Below are 17,491 nucleotides of genomic sequence, written 5' to 3' on the forward strand. Positions count from 1 at the left end.
TGTAAGTAGTTATAAATCATATCAATTTTTAAAGAATGCGAATTCGATGAGTTCAAACCAATTATTCTTTCTATTTTTGTTCTTCTACTCGAAAAATTAAATAATGCGAACATTTGTTATAGGTGACATTCATGGCGGATTACTTGCACTTGAACAAGTACTCGAGAGAGCCAAAGTTACTACTGAAGATACTCTCATTTTTTTGGGCGATTATGTTGACGGCTGGAGTCAGTCTGTTGAAGTAATTGACTATTTAATTGATTTAAAAAGCAAACAAAATATCATCTGCATAAGAGGAAACCATGACCAGCTTGCTTTAGACTGGTTAGAAGAAAGACACGATGATTTTGATGAAGAAATGTGGTACAAACATGGCGGAAAAGCTACTGTTGAAGGCTACGCAAAAATTTCTGAAGAGAAAAAAAGAGCTCATATCGAATTTCTAGAAAATCTGCAGGATTATTATCTTGATGATCAGAATCGTTTGTTTGTTCATGCTGGCTTTACCAATTTGAATGGTGTAAAATGGGAATATTTTTCAAAACTATTTTATTGGGACAGAACACTTTGGGAGACTGCTCTTTCATTAGACCCAAAATTAAAAGAAGACGACCTACACTATCCAAAAAGATTTACCGTTTATAAGGAAGTTTATATTGGCCACACACCTGTTACCCGAATCGGCGAAACGGTTCCTGTAAATAAAGCGTGTGTCTGGAACGTAGATACAGGCGCTGCATTTAGAGGTCCGCTTACAATTTTAGATGTCGACACCAAGGAGTACTGGCAAAGCGAGCCATTAAACGAACTCTATTTTAACGAAAAAGGTAGGAATTAATTTGTTTAAAAGTTACATTTGCTGCCCAAATAATTAATATTAAATTTTTATGAAAAAGGTTATTACACTTTTGTTTTTAGTGACATTCGGATTTGTTAATGCTCAAGAAGCTTTCAAAGGAAAGGGAGATATTAAAGTAAACGTAGGAGCTAATTTACAAGATGGTGGTTCTGGAATTCAAGGTTCTGTTGATTTTGGTTTAGGAGAAAATTTCTCTTTTGGTTTTGTTGCTAACTATATCCTAGGATTTGACAACTTCAATGGTTACTACCACGGCAACACAAATGCTTATTATGATGCTGAACCAGATTTTTCAGATCGTTTTGATGCAAAAGCAAGAATCAATGCTAACTTATCTAGTGTAATTGGCGTAAAAGAATTGGACGTTTACCCTGGATTAAGCTTAGGTTTACATAATTTCGGCGGACACGTTGGTGGTCGTTATTTCTTTACTGACGGATTTGGTGTTTTCACAGAAATCGGATTTCCAATTGCAAAATATGGTTCAAACAATGATCCGTTTTATCATTTGAATAATCAAGCTACTTTTAGTTTAGGGGCTTCTTTTAACTTATAATATTTTTTGCCGCAAAGGCACTAAGTCACAAAGTTTTTTTAAGATAAAAACCGCCTTATTGGGCGGTTTTTTTGTTTTTCTCTTTTACAAAATACTTCGAGTCTTTGTGCCTTTGCGGCAATTTCTCCTAAATTAACATTTCAGGAATTTCCCCTTCAATAATCAAATCGGCTTCGGTTGAGGCGATGATGTGTTCGACAGACACGCCTGGCGCTCGTTCTAAGAGCTTAAAACCTTTTTCGGTTACTTCTAGAACTGCAAGCTCAGTAACAACCTTTTTAACGCATCCTACGCCCGTTAATGGCAAAGTGCATCTTTTTAAGATTTTTGACTCCCCTGCCTTGTTCACATGCATCATTGCCACGATAATATTTTCGGCGGAAGCCACCAAATCCATTGCGCCTCCCATTCCTTTTACCATTTTGCCTGGAATTTTCCAGTTGGCAATATCTCCGTTTTCAGAAACTTCCATGGCTCCAAGAATCGTCAAATCAACTTTTTGGCTTCGAATCATTCCAAAACTAAACGCCGAATCAAAGAAACTTGCACCTGGAAGCGTTGTAATGGTTTGTTTTCCTGCATTGATAATATCGGCATCTTCTTCACCTTCAAAAGGAAAAGGTCCCATTCCGAGAACACCGTTTTCACTTTGAAATTCTACTGCAATATCTTCTCGAACATAATTCGCTACCAAAGTTGGAATACCGATTCCAAGATTTACAAAATAACGGTCTTTTACCTCTTTTGCAATTCGTTTTGCTATATCTTCTTTACTAAGTGCCATAATAATGTGTCAATTAGAGAATTTGATAATTAGATAATTCTTTACACGATGTATTAAACTATCTAATTGTCACATTTTCTCATTATCTAATTTCTAGTTCTTACTGTACGTTGTTCAATTCTCTTTTCAAACTTTTCTCCTTGAAAGATACGCTGCACCATAATTCCTGGAATATGAATCTGATTTGGATCTAAAGAACCTATTGGAACCAATTCTTCCACTTCGGCAATTGTTATTTTTCCTGCGCCCGCCATACAAGCATTAAAGTTTCTTGCTGTTCCTTTAAAAATAAGGTTTCCAGCTTCGTCTCCTTTCCAAGCTTTTACAATGGCAAAATCTGCTTTGAAAGCTTCTTCCATGATGTGCATTTTTCCGTTAAATTCGCGTGCTTCTTTTCCCTCTGCTACTTCCGTTCCGTAACCAGCCGGTGTAAAGAATGCTGGAATTCCTGCCTGAGCCGCTCGACAACGTTCCGCAAGAGTTCCTTGTGGAGTTAATTCAACTTCTAATTCTCCCGAAAGCATCTGACGTTCGAACTCGGCATTTTCGCCCACATAAGAAGAAATCATTTTTTTGATCTGCTTTTTTTGCAATAGTAATCCCAAACCAAAGTCATCAACTCCTGCATTATTAGAAATACAAGTTAAATCTGAAATTGATGTATTGACTAATGCCGCAATTGTATTTTCAGGAATACCGCATAATCCGAAACCTCCAAACATGATGGTCATGCCGTCTTTAATTCCTTCAATAGCTTCCTGAACACTATTTACTTTTTTTGTTATCATAACAAACTATCTTTATTGCTGAATATTTTTGATAAAAATAAGATTTTTAGATTAAATTATAACGATTTCGTAAAAATAAAACCGAAATAAAAATCCCTTTACCCATCTTGTAAAAAGAGTCGTAAAGGGATTGAGATATAATCAGATAAGTTTTATTGCAACATTGTTACAGTTCAAACTCGTCAGTATTTTGTTCGGTTTGCAAAGTATCTTAAAAAATAGTCCCTTAATTTGTAAGAGATTCCTTTTTCAGGCTCAAATGTTTTTTATAAGCTTCTTTTGCAATAAACTCTAACTCACAACTAGCATAATAATGCAAACAATTTGCCATATAGTAATATTTGTCCTCTTCACAATTTTCACATACTACTGGCTTTGGCATATTTTTAATAAATTCTTTTGCTATTCCTCTTGCTTCGTTTATTTCATCAACACTTAAAGCACCATTAGGATTGTAAACGTTTTTTATCTCTAACATTTGAAAAATAGTATCATTTTGCATACTCTCTTTTAAGCTCCAAAAAAAGACATTATCTTGAAATGAAGCTATCCAAGAATTATTATCTTTATTATAATCATTTTTTTGATAAGTAATACACGAGCTTAAACAAATCAGGGATATTATTATAATTCTTTTCATCATATTAATTATTTTAAAATTCATAGATTTAAATAAAAGGGGCATTTACATCTCTTATATTTCTCCATTTGTTCATCATTATTCTTCTGGAAAAATTATAGGCGACCATTTTAAATAGCTACCATCATCTTGCCTCACTATTATACAAATCCGAGATGGAACCCCCTTGAATTCATTTAAAGTCTGATAATCATAACCTAAAGTTATTAGCTTTTCGGGTTTTCCAATATCAAAATAATTAACAGAAAACGTAGGAAGTCTCACATAATCTCTCCTTTTTTGTTTATTCCACTGATCTTGACGTGCTTTGATCGCTTTATCCCTTTTCTGTTTCGATTCGTATCCATTTACATAAAAGCTTATAGAAACCATAGAAGTATCTTTATTAATTGAATAATACGCTACTAATGGATCATTTAATGTCACAAGAAATGGACGATTATCATTACATTTTTTATTTTGTGAAAAAATTAGATTTGATGATATCACCATAAGAAAGATGAATATTTGCTTAATTATTGGCATGATGCATTAGTATTATAAAAGTTTCTGTAGGTTAATAAAATTTGTAGTCTTTGAGATTGAGGGACATTTTTCCATGCAACAGTTGGAACTGGGGGCAATCCTGTCGGACTATCAATCGGTAATTCTCCTTCTCCCATAAGTCCAATCCATGCTAATGCATTGTAAAAGTCATCAGAATGTGCATTACCATCATATTGCTTTAATACCTGAACAATTATTTGTCTATAATGCTGTGCCATTAACTCGTGCTGCGGTTCAGAAATTTGTTGCTCTGCAGGAACATTATAATAATACCTCATATAGTAATCAAAAAGTGTTGGAAAATCATTTTTTAAATTATTAATATAAATTTGCCATTGTGAGTCTGACATTCTACCAATATTAACATGAGGTAATCTAGAACAACTTAATAACTTTCTATAAATTTCGGCATGAATTAATTCATGAATAAATGTCCTTGCAATGTCTAAACCTGGTCTATTCAGTTTTTCAGGATTAAATTTTATTTCAATCAAGTAATTAATTGGAGAATAGGTTACCGCATTTGCTGTACTATGATTTGGATCTACACCAGCGCTAAATTGTAAATTCGCAACTGAAAAATTACCATCAAATTTTTGCAGATACTTATTAAATGTTGATGCCTGCCCAAGTTTAAGATACATTCCATAAAGACATTCATTTTCTCTAAAAGATTTGTCAATAATTATTCTAAACCAGTAATCTACTTCCCCGCCAGCCTTACGTGTAATAATAGCTTGTCTCAAAAATTCCAGTGTCTCAGGGCTACTTTCCTCTTGTTCGTTCAATACATAATATACAAGATTAGTATCATCAGCATTATTATAATCCATCATCCACAAAAATGCTGTCTCATCTATTGTACCAAGTTTACGCACAATATCCCTGACCTGCATTCTCTGGTACTCAGATTGTACCTGACTTGGTACAAAAACAACTGTAGGACTACCACTGCCACCAGAATTAGAGTTTCCATCCCCAGGATAAGAACCACCTCCTCCACTAGGAGAGGCTATGCTAAGATAATAATCTCCAGTATATGATCCATCACCACTATAATAACCGCCAGAACCAAATGAAATATGGATATTACTAAACACTCCACTTATCCAACTAAAAAATTGTGATAATAAACTGCTTCCTCCTCCAGTAGGACCGCACTTACAATCATCATCTTCAGCCCTGTCTGGTAAAACATTAGTTTTTCCTGTCGTATTATCTGTTGTTGCAATTTCTGCTTTTTTTACTTCTCCATTTTCAAAATACAATGTATTTTTTAATATTTTGTTTTCATCAAAAAACTCCATTTTACCAGTAAAATGGTTCAACTCAAACTTTTTTGTTTTATCATATGGAAAATATCTCACAACAAAAGATTCATACTTGTCCTCATCTTTCAGGATATGAAGGTTTTCAAAATAATAATCTTCGTTTTCTACTCCCGCGCCTATAACGGGTATAGTATAACTTTTAAAATCATCTATTCCATCATATTCAATAATATGCTGAAGATCAAGCTCTGTTTTACTTTCTCCATTTTCGAAAGATTTGCCAGTTACTAAATTGTTGGATTGGAAACTTTCTACATTTGGCTTTAAAAAAGGAACATCGTTTATAGTAACATGATTAATTACTCCTTCTTTTGCTTGCTCTTTTGCCTGTGGTTCTTCATTTAAGTCTTTTTCACAACTTTGAAAGATAAAAGAAATCATTAGTGTGAACAGATAAACCCATTTCATTTTTGTACTCATATTAAAAATCTTTTTACCTTTTTATTTTGCATTATGCTGGGCTAAAAAGGATTTATTGATTCCCGCTATTTAAAGCGTGGTATTTAATATGTTTTTGGATATCTTTATAATTATATTTTTATCGAATATACTAATAATTTTATCACACAATATATTTTTTGTAAGTTATTTACTATTTTAACAATTACAAATACAAAAATTTACACATAAAATATATAGACAACGCAAAAAAAAGAGGCTAAATCACGCATTAATGATTTAGCCTCTTTTTTGAAGAAAAGTTTATCCTTTTACAATTCAAACTCATCAGTATTTTGTTCGGTTTGCGTAGTATCTTTTATTACAGCTGGCCTTTGATAGCAATCTACTTTGATAGAGAGGTTTGCTGGACGCTCAAATTCAGATTTTGAAATCTGAAGATCTTTATCGGCATAACACTTTTTCATATAATAACCCCAAACTGGTAGAGCTGCTGTAGCTCCCTGTCCGTAAGTCAAACTTTTGAAACGCGCTGAACGATCTTCACATCCAACCCAAACTCCAGTTACTAAGTTAGGGACCATTCCCATAAACCATCCATCAGATTGATTTTGCGTTGTCCCTGTTTTACCTGCAATTGGGTTTGTAAACATATATGGGTAACCTGTCCAACGGTTATCTCCGCTTCCTCCGCCTTGCGTACGTAAACGTACACCAGAACCACTTTCTGTTACCCCTTGAAGCAATTTAATTACTGCAAAAGCAATATCTTTATTTAAAACGTCATGAGACTCTGGAATTGGCTCGTAGATAACCTCACCGCTTTTGTTCTCAATTCTGCTTAAAAACTGTGGCTTTACATACACTCCTTGGTTGGCAAATGTGCTATACGCCGCAACCATATCTTCAACTGTAATATCAACTGCACCTAGTGCAATTGAAGGCTGAACTGGAATTTCTGTTTTAACTCCTAATTTTTTAGTCAATTCTACAACAGCTTCTGGACTTGTTCTGTCAATTAATTTAGCTGAAACTGTATTGATAGAAGCCGCTAAAGCTTGTTTTAAAGTTACCATCCCCCTGTATCTGTAATCAGAGTTTCTTGGCTCCCAATCTTCTGTTACGTGGTGACGTCCTTTATGAATCATAAATGGTCCGTCAAGAATAGAATCACAAGGAGACATATTCAATTCTTCAATGGCAGTTGCATAAACGAAAGGCTTGAAAGTAGAACCAACCTGTCTCGCTCCCTGCCCTACGTGATCGTATTGGAAATATTTATAGTTAATTCCTCCAACCCAAGCTTTAATTGCTCCTGTTTGAGGCTCCATTGACATTAAACCAGATTGCAAAAAGTGTTTATAATAACGAATAGAATCTAATGGCGTCATTACAGTATCTCTTTCTCCCTTCCAAGTAAAGACACGCATTTTTGTTTTTACTTTGAATGAAGCAATGATATCATCTTCGCTTTTATCCATTTCTTTCATCTGAGCCCAGCGAACAGAATTCTTCATCGCCTGCATCATGATTCTGTCTGTTTCAGCTTGTGTAATATTAACGAAAGGAGCGTTTTTATTGTTTTTTTGATCAATAAAAAACTGTTGCTGAAGGTTTTGCATGTGAGCAGCAACCGCTTCTTCAGCATAAGTTTGCATTCTAGAATCTATCGTCGTGTAAATTTTAAGACCATCTTTGTAAATGTCGTAATCAGATCCGTCTGGCTTTTTATTTTCTGCAACCCATTTCTTCATGTAATCACGAAGATATTCTCTAAAATAAGTCGCTATACCTTCACGGTGGCTTTCCAATTTAAATTTCAACGTAATTGGCAATGCTTGAAGTCTTTCTTTTTCAGCTTCTGAAATCATTTTTGCTTTTGCCATTTGAGATAAAACCACATTACGACGGTTTTTTACTCCTTGTGGATTACGAACTGGATTATAAAGACCTGAGTTTTTGAACATTCCAACCAAAATAGCCGATTCGTCTATGGTCAAATCTTTTGGATCTTTAGAAAAATAAGTTTGCGCTGCAGAACTTACTCCAACAGAATAATTTCCGAAGTCATAAACGTTGCAGTACATTGCCAGAATCTCATTCTTTGTATATTGCCTTTCTAGACGAATAGCGATAATCCATTCCTTTATTTTTTGTACAATCCTGAAAGGCAAAAACTTAGAACCTTCACCATGAAACAACTGTTTTGCAAGCTGTTGTGTTAAGGTACTCGCTCCTCCGTTTGTTCCTAAACTAAAAACGGCTCTCAAAGTTCCGCGTCCGTCAATTCCTGAATGTTCATAGAAACGTGCATCTTCGGTAGCCACAAGCGCTTCAACTAAATTTTTAGGTAAATCAGAATATTTAAGCTGAGATCTATTAGTTTTAAAATATTTACCTAACACTACGCCATCAGAAGAGATAATTTCAGTAGCAAGGTTAGAATCTGGATTTTCTAAATCTTCAAACGAAGGCATAGATCCAAATAAACCCCAAGAGGCAAATAAAAAGAAGGCCAAAACTCCTAAAAGGGAGTATGCAAAAACCCTCCAGAATTTCTTTTTGTAATAATTAATATCCTTGTTAGATTGATTGTTTTTTTTAGCAGCCATAACTATTTTCTAATCTTTTTGTTCTATTCTAAAACCAACGTCTGTAATTCCTTGTAAAGCTTCAACACCAGGAATTTTACCTGATTGTCTAACGGCTTGTTTGATGTGAACTTTGTATTTTCCTCTGAACTTTACATCTTCTTTGTAATACAGTTTACTTTCTTTTATATCTGAAAATCCGTTTCCTAATAATGTTCCGTCCGGCTCAGCCATTTGGTATTCTAAGGTATCCACTTTTGTAAATCCGTTTGGCATTTCCATTGACACAATCAAAAACAAATTATTAAACGGATAATTGTTGTTATCTCGTATGTTTACAAAAGCATTATATCTTTTTGTAGAATCTAAAACCGGCAAATCAAAGGTTATAATACTGTCTTTGTGCCAAGCACTTCCGACAGATTTATACTCATCGAATACTCTTTTTTTGTCGCAAGAAAAAAGAAGTATCGCTGCCAACAGAAGAATTCCGCTATTTTTTATTCTCATTTTTAGTATTCGTTATTGGTTTTCTAGGTTCAGCAGGTTTATTTTCATTAGAATTCTGCTTATTCGGATTATTTTTATTCGAATTATGCTTCTTCTTATTCTTATTCGGATTGTTTGGCTTATTTGCATTGCCGTTGTTCGCGTTTCCATTATTCGGATTATTATTTCCTGCTGGTTTAGCGTTATTGGCATTCTTTTCCTGCTGTGGTTTTACTGGAGTCGCAACGCCAGCTGGTTCAGCGTTTTGTTTACGTTTGCGATTAGATTTTTTCTTTCTTTTTGGCTGGTCAAAACGGGTTAAACTCTCCTGCCCCATTGCGTTATTGAAGTCTTTTTCAGGTTCTGCAACTACCTCAATAGCAAAATCTTCTAAAGATGAAACTTTATTCTTCAGCTTGTTTTCAGCAATAATTTCTTTAACCTGATCAATTTTCAAAACGTGCCAGTTTGCAAAGTTGTTGGTATAAGCAAACCACATTAATCCTTTAAAAATATCCTGTTTTTGACAAACTGCATCACCTTTTTCGGTAATCAATTTGGTATCATAATCTGGAAAATCTTTTAAAGCATCCATGTAAGTGTCTAACTCATAGTTTAGACAGCATTTCAGCTTTCCGCATTGTCCCGCTAATTTCTGCGGATTCAATGATAACTGCTGATAACGCGCTGCAGAAGTATTCACGCTTCTGAAATCGGTTAACCAAGTGGAACAGCAAAGTTCACGTCCGCAAGAACCAACTCCACCTAAACGAGCCGCTTCCTGCCGGAAACCCACTTGTTTCATTTCTACTCTCGTACTGAATTCTTTAGCAAAATCTTTAATCAGCATTCTAAAATCGACACGGTCGTTTGCGGTGTAGTAAAAAGTCGCTTTTGATCCGTCTCCTTGAAATTCGATATCCGAAATTTTCATTTCCAATTTATGCTGAATCGCCAATTCACGCGCACGAACTTTCATTGGTTCTTCACGATCACGTGCGACAGACCAGATATCGATATCTTTTTGAGATGCTTTTCTGTAAATTTTCGGAACGTCGTTACTTTCGTAATTAACCCCTTTTTTCTTCATTTGAATCTTTACCAATTCTCCTGTAAGAGTCACAATTCCAATATCATGTCCTGGCGAAGCAACAGTTGCTACAATATCGCCAATACTTAAAGTTAATTTCTCTGAATTTCTAAAAAATTCCTTGCGTCCGTTCTTAAAACGAACCTCAACACAATCAAAAATCGCCTCTCCATTAGACGGACTCATGTTAGAAAGCCAGTCAAAAACCGTCAATTTATTGCAGCTATCGGTGCCGCAAGTCCCATTATTTTTACAACCTTTTGGTGCGCCACCGTCTGAGGTTGAACAACTTGTACATGCCATAATTATATATGTAGTGCTGCCAGAATGCAGCTTAAGTTCATAAACGTTTGATCGGTAAAGATAGTATTTTTTTTATTTTGCTTTTTATGGATAAAAACTAAAGCGCTGTTAAATAAAAAAACGTGTTTTTTTGTACGCAAAATATTCCCAAATTAGCTTTTCTACTTTCTATTTTTTAAAAATATTTTTCTCAAAAACCCTTTTCTGTCCGTTTTATGACTTAAAACAAATTTTTAACTTTTTATCCTGAAATATATTTCCCATTTTTATGTTTTATCTTACAGCATGATTTGAGAAAGCCCTATTTTCGGCAGATTCAAATCTTAATTTTCATTTTTAAAAATCGATCAGAATGCAAACACAAAACCAGATTGAAAATTTCCTTTTTCAGGGAAAATTTGACGAGGCCAGAGAATGTCTAAATAACGGAGAAAAATTTAACGAACAATATCTAAAAAACAATTTTTCTCAGATTGCATCCAAAATTATAGATGCCAAAGAAATTGATTTCATTGAAAAATTAATAAAAGCCGGATTTATTGAAACCGATATTTACGAATTGGACAGTTTTGATCAATCTATTTTCAAACCATTGACTTTGTATTTAAAAGATGACGAAGATTCGATGGCTTTTTTTAAGGAATTGATGTCGAAAATGGATAATATTAACGACGAAATAAGCGACAAAACTCTTCTAGGCTACTTTCTTGAAAAAGGAGCTTCACCCAAAATAGTTAAAGTTTTAGTTGATGATTTTGGAGCTAACACTCAGTATAAGAACAATGCAGGAGAAAATTTTATTTACACGATTTTGAATACTTATGGTCTAGATCCTGAAAAAGTAAAAGAATATATATCTATACTTTTAGAAAATGGCATTGACATTAACGAAAAAAATATTGTGGGCACAACGCCGTTAATCTGCGCCGTTAAAAGAAACAGAAAAGAACTTCTTCCATTTTTATTAGAAAATGGAGCAGATCCTAATGAGACTGACAATCAGGAAAATAGTGCTTTTTATTATGCTGCAGCTGAACAGTTTTCTTTTCCGATGTACGAACTTTTGGCAGAATCATCATCAGCCAATTTTAATAGCATCAATAAAAATGGAAAAACTTTACTTACAGAGTTTATCCGAATGATGTCTGATTCTGAATATGATCTGAATTCATTACAAAGATTATTATCAGATGGAGCCGATTTAAATCACTGCGCTGAATATTACGGAAATCCAAAATCGGGTATAGATTATATTGTCGAAAAAAAATCGGGTATTTTAAAATCAGTACTTGACAGCGGATCTGTTGACGTTAACGAACAAGACAATCAAGGAAACACCATTTTGCATAAAGTTTGCGCCTTTAATGTCAATTATGATGCAGAAATGGCAAAAGAAACTTATAGAAAAGTAAAACTTTTATTAGATCAAGGAGCTGACATTTCGATTACAAACGATAAAGACGAAACTGCCTTGATGCTTGCTTCTGGAGACAACCTGAAGATTAAAACAGTTGAACTTTTAATGAAACAATAAAACGATCATTTTACTTAAAATTACCCAAACATGTCAATGTCATTTATAGTTGCCTGTGAAAACGGGAACCGAAAAATAGCCGAATTGCTGCTTCAAAATAAAGAAGTAGATGTAAAATATACCGACGAACAAGGTAGAACAGCTCTTCATTATGCCGCATACCGCGGTTATCTCGACATCGTGAAAATTCTAATCGAGGAAGGTGCCGATATTAACTACGAAGATCATCAGGGAGAAACGCCTTTGTATTTTGCCTGTCTTCAAAAACAAAAACAAACGGCGCTGCATCTTTTAGAAAACGGAGCAGAAATCACGAAGAATGATAAATACGGAAATAGTCTGCTACATTTAGTGGTTCAGACGGCTCAAATTGAAATTGCAACAAAGTTGCTTCAAGCTGGGTTAGATGTTAATTTACTGAATAACAATGGAGAAACTCCGCTATTATTGGCTTCTGCAAAATTAAATAGAGAAATTATTCAATTGCTTTTAGACAATGGTGCAGATATTAATGTGACCGATAAACAGGGAAATACGCCTCTTATTTATGCTTGTTATACTAAATCGATCCCTATGGTGACATTGCTTTTAGATAACGGTGCCGATATAAACCATGCGAATCATTCTGGTGAAAATGCACTTTTAATTGCTTGTTATGAAACAAACAGAATGCTAGCTAAATTATTGATTGGAAGAGGTGCAGATGTATTTACTTCAAGCAATACTGGACATTCTCCTATTTGGTACGCTTGCGCGAATAATCAAAAGGAAATTGTGGCTTTGTTTTTAGAAAACGGAGTTGATGTGAATTACAGTAAACCAGTCGCTGGCGACACTTCTTCAATGAATGATTATTTGGATTGGATTGTTAGCGCAACAAATATTTCAAACGAATCGAGTTTTACTTTGAACAGTTCATACAATTATGGTGGAGAAAGTCTGCTGCATGTAGCAACCAAAAAAGGGAACTTAAGCATGGTAAAACTCCTTATTGAATCTGGAGCGAACATTAACATTCAAGATGAATCTGGAAATACGCCACTTCATTACAGCGCTGCAAACGGAAAGAAAGATGTTGTAAAATATTTATTAGATAACAAAGCCGATGCGTCAATCGTAAATGTAAAAGAACAAAAAGCGATAGATTATTCGAATGTAAAAGGCTTTAATGAAATTACAGAACTGATTTTGAAATATGCTCCGTCAGGAACTGTTGTAAATCCAATCAATACTCCACAACAACCCGAAGCGCCAAAAGCCGAAGCTTCAAATTCGATGGAAGCAAAGAAAAAGGCATTATTAGATTTGAAAGAACTTCTAGATGCCGGAATTTTAACATCAGAAGAATTTGATGCTGAGAAAAGTAAAATTTTAAAAGGATAAATATAAATAAACACAAAATGAAAAAAATCATAAATGCCACAACTTTATTTTTAGTACTAATTGCCGGAAGCTTAGTTTCTACATCATGCACCAACCTTTCACCAGAAAAAACATTTGAAATTGCCGCTTTAAATTCGAATTTATTATCTCGTTTTGGAAGCAAAGAAATCAGTGAAAAACTGCAATCTGAAGCACAAGTTTATGATGAAAATCAAAAAAAGATGATTCCGTCTACTTATCAAGATTCTTTTAGATATGATATAACTAATTTAGAAACGCGATTAAAAACAATTCAGGACATACCGGAAGACGAAGACAATAAAGAGCTTCTTCAGGCATCTAAAGATTTATTTACTTATGCAATTGCGAAACAAAAAGAAGGTTATTTGCCAATTGCCAAACTGAAAGATGAAAAAGCTTCTCCAGAACAAATTGAAAAAGCAATTGCTAATTTTGACGCTTCAACTCAAAAAGATATAGATGCGAAGTTTACCAAATTGATGAATGTTGCACAAACGTATGTCGATAAGCATAATATAAATGCCAAAATTGGAATTTAATATTTTCACATAAAACCTAATTTCATCAAGAAATAATAGCAGGGAAAAGACATCCAATATTATTTCTTGATGAATTATAAAGCTAAATCTAGCCTAAAACTTAAAGATGATAAAAAAATACTTATCAGTTACTGGAACAGTTTTTCTGTTGTTTACAATCATCAGCTGTAAAGATTCTAAAACTGCGGTTAAAGAATCAAATACAGAAGTAACCGAATTAAAAGAAATTCCAGAAGTTGAAGAATCAGCCATCGAAATCAAAAAAGATATTTCAGACTTTATACCAAAAAACTACGTTCCTTTTGATACAATTAAAGGCGATTTTAATAAAGACGGCCTGGAAGATTGCATCTTGATTATTAAAGGAACATATAAAAGCAAAATAGTTATAGATGAATACCGTGGCGAATTAGATCGAAATCGCAGAGGAATTATAGCATTATTAAACAAAAATAGCGGTTATGAATTAGCCGTTAAAAACTACGACTGTTTTTCTTCCGAAAATGAGGATGGCGGTGTTTACTACGCACCCGAACTTTATATTGAAGTAAAAAATGACAAATTATATGTGGACTATGCTCATGGAAGATATGGTTATTGGAAATATACTTTCAGGTATCAAAACTCAGATTTCGAACTTATAGGTTATGATGCCAGCAGCAATCATGGACCAGTTATTCTTACCGAAACTAGTATCAATTTCCTGACAAGAAAAAAGATTGTAAATCAGAACGTCAACGAAAATACATATGATGGTGACGAAATTTTTGAAAAAACGGAAACTAAAATTGCCCGAACCAAACTCCTAAAACTATCTGAAATCAAAGATTTTGATGAACTTGATATTTCAGAAGAAAAATAAAACCTCATCAAACCTATGAAAGTAAAAATTTTAGTTTTTTTCGTCTTAGTAGGAATGTTTCCCGTAAAGGCTCAGAAAGCTTATCTCATTAATGATTTTATGAAAGGGTACACTTTGTATTATATCCAGCAAAAAACAGACTCCGAAACAAAAGAATATTACGAACTTAAAGAAGATAAGAGTCAAAGAAGCGTTTTGGAATTTGGCGCAAAAGAACTTTCTAAGCCACAAATGAGTAAAACAGCTATGGAAGTTCCTTTCAAGAGTATCTCCGACAGTAATATTCGCATTCTTGGAGATGTAAACTTTGATGGCAGACAAGATATCGTAATTCACGAAACGGAGATAAATGACGATGGATGTTATACTGCTCAAGCAACAGCTTATGTTTTTGTTAATACATCAAACGGTTTTCTGAGCAGTCCAAGCATTAGCCGTTTATATACCGATGCTTATTGTGTACGAGGCGGTTCATTTGAGATTGATTCAAAAAACAAACGCATTATCACTTCTAGCAGTGGTGGCGCTGCGCTTCACGTCTCTTCTTATTACAGCATTTCTGGAATAGAGGCTAAAGAAATTGCAACTTTTGAGGAAGAGGGAGATCCTTTTTCTCCCTTTTTTAAAATAACAGGCAAAAAATGGAAAGTCAATAATTGGGTTTCTTTTTCTTCTTTATCTGTTTATGAACCAAACTTAGAAAAAGTATTTTCTTTTGATACTAAAAACGGAAAAGGACGTGTGCTTTTATTTAAAGCTAAAGATATCTTGTACTACGCTTTTCAGCAAAATGACGAATACAAGTTTATCTCTTTTGCGTATCCGTCTAGTCCTGAAAAGGCAGATAAATCAACATTTAGATTCCGAAAACAAAGTGTAACTTATGAATTGGAGTTTAATAGCGGTTCCATAAAATACATTGCTTATGAAAATCCAAACGAAACTGGCATCAAGATTTATGTAAACGGAAAATTATCTGACTGGCAAGGAACAGCTAAAACTGGAACTTTAGCTACATTAGCAAATAGCAATTTTAAAAACGTGATTAAAGAATAATTTTTAGGACTATGGAAAGAATGATAGTTTTTGATTCTTTTCATTTTAAACTATCTACGTTTCTTTAACCGTAATAATCTTCACTGGACAAGCTTTTGCTGCCAATTCGCAGCTTTCTACAATGGCATGATTAGGAGATTTTAAAGTAAAAAATCCTTTTGCATTTTGCGAATGAATAAGCACGGACTTTCCATCTTTTTTTGACATTTGAAAATGCACTGGATCCATTTCGACACAGTAATTACAGCCAATGCATTTATCTCGTTGTAAAGTCACAATAACCATTACGCCTCAACAATTTTATATAATTTGTCTGACATTCTGATTCTGAATGGCAATTTAAAACTACAATCATCGCCTTTTGTGGCTTTTTCTCCCGGAGCATCATTTACAAACATTTCATCGATAATCATTTCCTGAGCTCCTGTGCTTGGGCCTGTGACCAAGATTTTATCTCCGATTTTAATATCATACGCTTCAATCTTAAATTGACCGATTTCAGCTTTCGGAAAATAATGCAATCCCCTACCCACATAAACCTTCTTTTGTGTTGCTGCCGATCCTGGAATATCGCTCCATTCGCCTAATTCCTGACCTAAATAATAACCTGACCAAAATCCACGGTTGTAAACTGTTTCTAAAGCTTTTATCCATTCAGTGGTTTTTTCTTTTGAGAAAGTTCCATTGTAATACGCATCAATTGCTTCACGATACGTTTTGGTTACTGTTGCCACATACTCTGGCGCACGGCCTCGTCCTTCTATTTTTAAAATCTTCACTCCAGAATCGATCACCTGATCTAAGAAATCCAATGTGCATAAATCTTTAGGCGACATCATATATTCGTTATCCAATTCGATTTCAAAACCTGTTTCTTGATCGATAACTGTATATTTTTTTCGGCAGTTTTGCTTGCACGCACCGCGATTCGCAGAGGAATTATGCGAGTGCAAACTCAAATAACATTTTCCCGAAACGGCCATACACAATGCTCCGTGACCAAAAATTTCGATTTCTACTAAATTTCCGTTCGGGCCCTTTATCTGCTCTTTCTCTATTTGATCTGTGATATTCTTTACTTGACGCAAACTCAATTCACGACTTAAAACCATTGTATCGGCAAACAAACTGTAGAATTTTATGGTTTCAATATTAGTCACATTCAACTGTGTTGAAATATGAACTTCCATTCCAATCGATCTTGCCATAGCAATTACGGCTTGATCTGATGCAATGACAGCTGTAATATTGGCTTCTTTGGCTTTTGTCAATAATGTTTTTACGACTGATAAATCGTGATCGTAAATAATAGTGTTTAAAGTAAGGTAGCTTCGGACGCTTTTGGCTTCACACCGATTGGCAATTTCTTTTAAATCGTCTATTGTAAAGTTAACCGTTGAACGCGCACGCATATTAAGCTGTTCAACTCCAAAATATACGGAATCACAGCCATTATCTAAAGCAGCCTGAAGCGATTCAAAATCTCCTGCCGGAGACATGAGTTCGATTTTATTATTTGTTGTCATTTTATTACTATGATATGTTTCTAGAATCTAGTTATCTAAAAAATTGACAAAAATAATGTGGGTATAAATTGATTTCTATGATTTATATCATAGTCTATATTTTAAAATTTATTTGCAGTAGCCCAATGATAAATCATTTGCTATGTCCATAATTGTAGCGCAATCTTTATCAAATATAGCCCACGGTTTCAACC

The 17,491-nt window shown here is 34.2% G+C and carries 17 protein-coding genes; 7 read left to right on the forward strand and 10 right to left on the reverse strand.

The window, feature by feature from the left end; genetic code table 11:
• The first annotated feature begins 103 nt into the window (after nt 1-103).
• Together FF52_RS11410 and FF52_RS11415 are read left to right on the forward strand one after the other, a co-directional pair.
• On the forward strand, nt 104-838 hold the full coding sequence (locus FF52_RS11410; protein WP_008465568.1) for a metallophosphoesterase family protein: 735 nt from the start codon (nt 104-106) through the stop codon (nt 836-838).
• Between the two features lie 49 nt (nt 839-887).
• On the forward strand, nt 888-1,415 hold the full coding sequence (locus FF52_RS11415) for a DUF6646 family protein (protein WP_008465570.1): 528 nt from the start codon (nt 888-890) through the stop codon (nt 1,413-1,415).
• Between the two features lie 127 nt (nt 1,416-1,542).
• On the opposite strand, the gene FF52_RS11420 is transcribed toward FF52_RS11415, so the two are convergent.
• From FF52_RS11420 to FF52_RS11455, 8 genes are all read right to left on the reverse strand, one after another.
• The gene (locus tag FF52_RS11420) at nt 1,543-2,199 is read right to left on the reverse strand and encodes a CoA transferase subunit B (RefSeq protein ID WP_008465572.1); all 657 of its coding nucleotides are present in this window, start codon (nt 2,197-2,199) and stop codon (nt 1,543-1,545) included.
• 86 nt (nt 2,200-2,285) lie between these two features.
• Nucleotides 2,286-2,987, reverse strand: a complete 702-nt coding sequence (locus FF52_RS11425; RefSeq protein WP_008465574.1) for a CoA transferase subunit A — start codon at nt 2,985-2,987, stop codon at nt 2,286-2,288.
• A gap of 226 nt (nt 2,988-3,213) precedes the next feature.
• Nucleotides 3,214-3,630, reverse strand: a complete 417-nt coding sequence (locus FF52_RS11430; protein ID WP_008465577.1) for a hypothetical protein — start codon at nt 3,628-3,630, stop codon at nt 3,214-3,216.
• Nucleotides 3,631-3,705: 75 nt separating this feature from the next.
• Nucleotides 3,706-4,119, reverse strand: coding sequence for a hypothetical protein (locus FF52_RS11435; RefSeq protein WP_157498585.1), 414 nt, complete (start codon nt 4,117-4,119; stop codon nt 3,706-3,708).
• Between the two features lie 23 nt (nt 4,120-4,142).
• Nucleotides 4,143-5,924, reverse strand: coding sequence for a hypothetical protein (locus tag FF52_RS11440; RefSeq protein WP_008465581.1), 1,782 nt, complete (start codon nt 5,922-5,924; stop codon nt 4,143-4,145).
• Between the two features lie 290 nt (nt 5,925-6,214).
• On the reverse strand, nt 6,215-8,515 hold the full coding sequence (locus FF52_RS11445; RefSeq protein WP_008465583.1) for a penicillin-binding protein 1A: 2,301 nt from the start codon (nt 8,513-8,515) through the stop codon (nt 6,215-6,217).
• Between the two features lie 9 nt (nt 8,516-8,524).
• On the reverse strand, nt 8,525-9,004 hold the full coding sequence (locus FF52_RS11450) for a gliding motility lipoprotein GldH (protein ID WP_008465585.1): 480 nt from the start codon (nt 9,002-9,004) through the stop codon (nt 8,525-8,527).
• Nucleotides 8,988-10,376, reverse strand: coding sequence for a PSP1 domain-containing protein (locus FF52_RS11455; RefSeq protein ID WP_008465587.1), 1,389 nt, complete (start codon nt 10,374-10,376; stop codon nt 8,988-8,990). Before FF52_RS11455 ends, FF52_RS11450 begins: the two co-directional genes overlap by 17 nt.
• Nucleotides 10,377-10,728: 352 nt before the next feature.
• Between FF52_RS11455 and FF52_RS11460 the strand changes: the two genes are divergently transcribed.
• The 5 genes from FF52_RS11460 (at nt 10,729) to FF52_RS11480 (ending at nt 15,771) form a co-directional block, all read left to right on the forward strand.
• Nucleotides 10,729-11,910: an ankyrin repeat domain-containing protein gene (locus FF52_RS11460; protein WP_008465589.1), complete on the forward strand. Its 1,182-nt coding sequence runs from the start codon at nt 10,729-10,731 to the stop codon at nt 11,908-11,910.
• Between the two features lie 30 nt (nt 11,911-11,940).
• Nucleotides 11,941-13,293, forward strand: coding sequence for an ankyrin repeat domain-containing protein (locus FF52_RS11465; protein WP_035691387.1), 1,353 nt, complete (start codon nt 11,941-11,943; stop codon nt 13,291-13,293).
• 17 nt (nt 13,294-13,310) lie between these two features.
• Nucleotides 13,311-13,853: a hypothetical protein gene (locus FF52_RS11470; protein ID WP_008465594.1), complete on the forward strand. Its 543-nt coding sequence runs from the start codon at nt 13,311-13,313 to the stop codon at nt 13,851-13,853.
• A 106-nt stretch (nt 13,854-13,959) separates the two neighbouring features.
• A complete protein-coding gene (locus tag FF52_RS11475) occupies nt 13,960-14,715 on the forward strand; it encodes a hypothetical protein (protein ID WP_008465596.1) in 756 nt (251 codons plus the stop codon).
• A gap of 15 nt (nt 14,716-14,730) precedes the next feature.
• Nucleotides 14,731-15,771: an XAC2610-related protein gene (locus FF52_RS11480; RefSeq protein WP_008465599.1), complete on the forward strand. Its 1,041-nt coding sequence runs from the start codon at nt 14,731-14,733 to the stop codon at nt 15,769-15,771.
• Nucleotides 15,772-15,825: 54 nt separating this feature from the next.
• Here the strand turns inward: FF52_RS11480 and FF52_RS11485 are convergent, their stop codons facing one another.
• Together FF52_RS11485 and FF52_RS11490 are read right to left on the reverse strand one after the other, a co-directional pair.
• Entirely contained in the window at nt 15,826-16,056 is a 231-nt protein-coding gene (locus tag FF52_RS11485) for a ferredoxin (RefSeq protein WP_008465601.1), read from the reverse strand.
• Nucleotides 16,056-17,297 carry a peptidase U32 family protein gene (locus tag FF52_RS11490; RefSeq protein ID WP_008465603.1) on the reverse strand — a complete coding sequence of 414 codons (1,242 nt, stop codon included), beginning with the start codon at nt 17,295-17,297 and terminating at the stop codon, nt 16,056-16,058. The genes FF52_RS11485 and FF52_RS11490 overlap by 1 nt, the downstream gene beginning before the upstream one ends.
• Nucleotides 17,298-17,491 lie beyond the last annotated feature (194 nt).

This window comes from Flavobacterium sp. F52, from assembly GCF_000278705.1.
GTDB lineage: Bacteria > Bacteroidota > Bacteroidia > Flavobacteriales > Flavobacteriaceae > Flavobacterium > Flavobacterium anhuiense.

Excerpts from the sequence above, each read along its gene's own strand:
- FF52_RS11420 (WP_008465572.1), bottom strand. The coding sequence starts at position 2,199 with ATGGCACTTAGTAAAGAAGATATAGCAAAACGAATTGCAAAAGAGGTA.
- FF52_RS11430 (WP_008465577.1), bottom strand. The coding sequence starts at position 3,630 with ATGATGAAAAGAATTATAATAATATCCCTGATTTGTTTAAGCTCGTGT.
- FF52_RS11485 (WP_008465601.1), bottom strand. The coding sequence starts at position 16,056 with ATGGTTATTGTGACTTTACAACGAGATAAATGCATTGGCTGTAATTAC.
- FF52_RS11410 (WP_008465568.1), top strand. The coding sequence starts at position 104 with ATGCGAACATTTGTTATAGGTGACATTCATGGCGGATTACTTGCACTT.
- FF52_RS11475 (WP_008465596.1), top strand. The coding sequence starts at position 13,960 with ATGATAAAAAAATACTTATCAGTTACTGGAACAGTTTTTCTGTTGTTT.
- FF52_RS11480 (WP_008465599.1), top strand. The coding sequence starts at position 14,731 with ATGAAAGTAAAAATTTTAGTTTTTTTCGTCTTAGTAGGAATGTTTCCC.
- FF52_RS11445 (WP_008465583.1), bottom strand. The coding sequence starts at position 8,515 with ATGGCTGCTAAAAAAAACAATCAATCTAACAAGGATATTAATTATTAC.
- FF52_RS11455 (WP_008465587.1), bottom strand. The coding sequence starts at position 10,376 with ATGGCATGTACAAGTTGTTCAACCTCAGACGGTGGCGCACCAAAAGGT.
- FF52_RS11415 (WP_008465570.1), top strand. The coding sequence starts at position 888 with ATGAAAAAGGTTATTACACTTTTGTTTTTAGTGACATTCGGATTTGTT.
- FF52_RS11425 (WP_008465574.1), bottom strand. The coding sequence starts at position 2,987 with ATGATAACAAAAAAAGTAAATAGTGTTCAGGAAGCTATTGAAGGAATT.
- FF52_RS11465 (WP_035691387.1), top strand. The coding sequence starts at position 11,941 with ATGTCAATGTCATTTATAGTTGCCTGTGAAAACGGGAACCGAAAAATA.
- FF52_RS11450 (WP_008465585.1), bottom strand. The coding sequence starts at position 9,004 with ATGAGAATAAAAAATAGCGGAATTCTTCTGTTGGCAGCGATACTTCTT.
- FF52_RS11460 (WP_008465589.1), top strand. The coding sequence starts at position 10,729 with ATGCAAACACAAAACCAGATTGAAAATTTCCTTTTTCAGGGAAAATTT.
- FF52_RS11435 (WP_157498585.1), bottom strand. The coding sequence starts at position 4,119 with ATGGTGATATCATCAAATCTAATTTTTTCACAAAATAAAAAATGTAAT.
- FF52_RS11440 (WP_008465581.1), bottom strand. The coding sequence starts at position 5,924 with ATGAGTACAAAAATGAAATGGGTTTATCTGTTCACACTAATGATTTCT.
- FF52_RS11490 (WP_008465603.1), bottom strand. The coding sequence starts at position 17,297 with ATGACAACAAATAATAAAATCGAACTCATGTCTCCGGCAGGAGATTTT.
- FF52_RS11470 (WP_008465594.1), top strand. The coding sequence starts at position 13,311 with ATGAAAAAAATCATAAATGCCACAACTTTATTTTTAGTACTAATTGCC.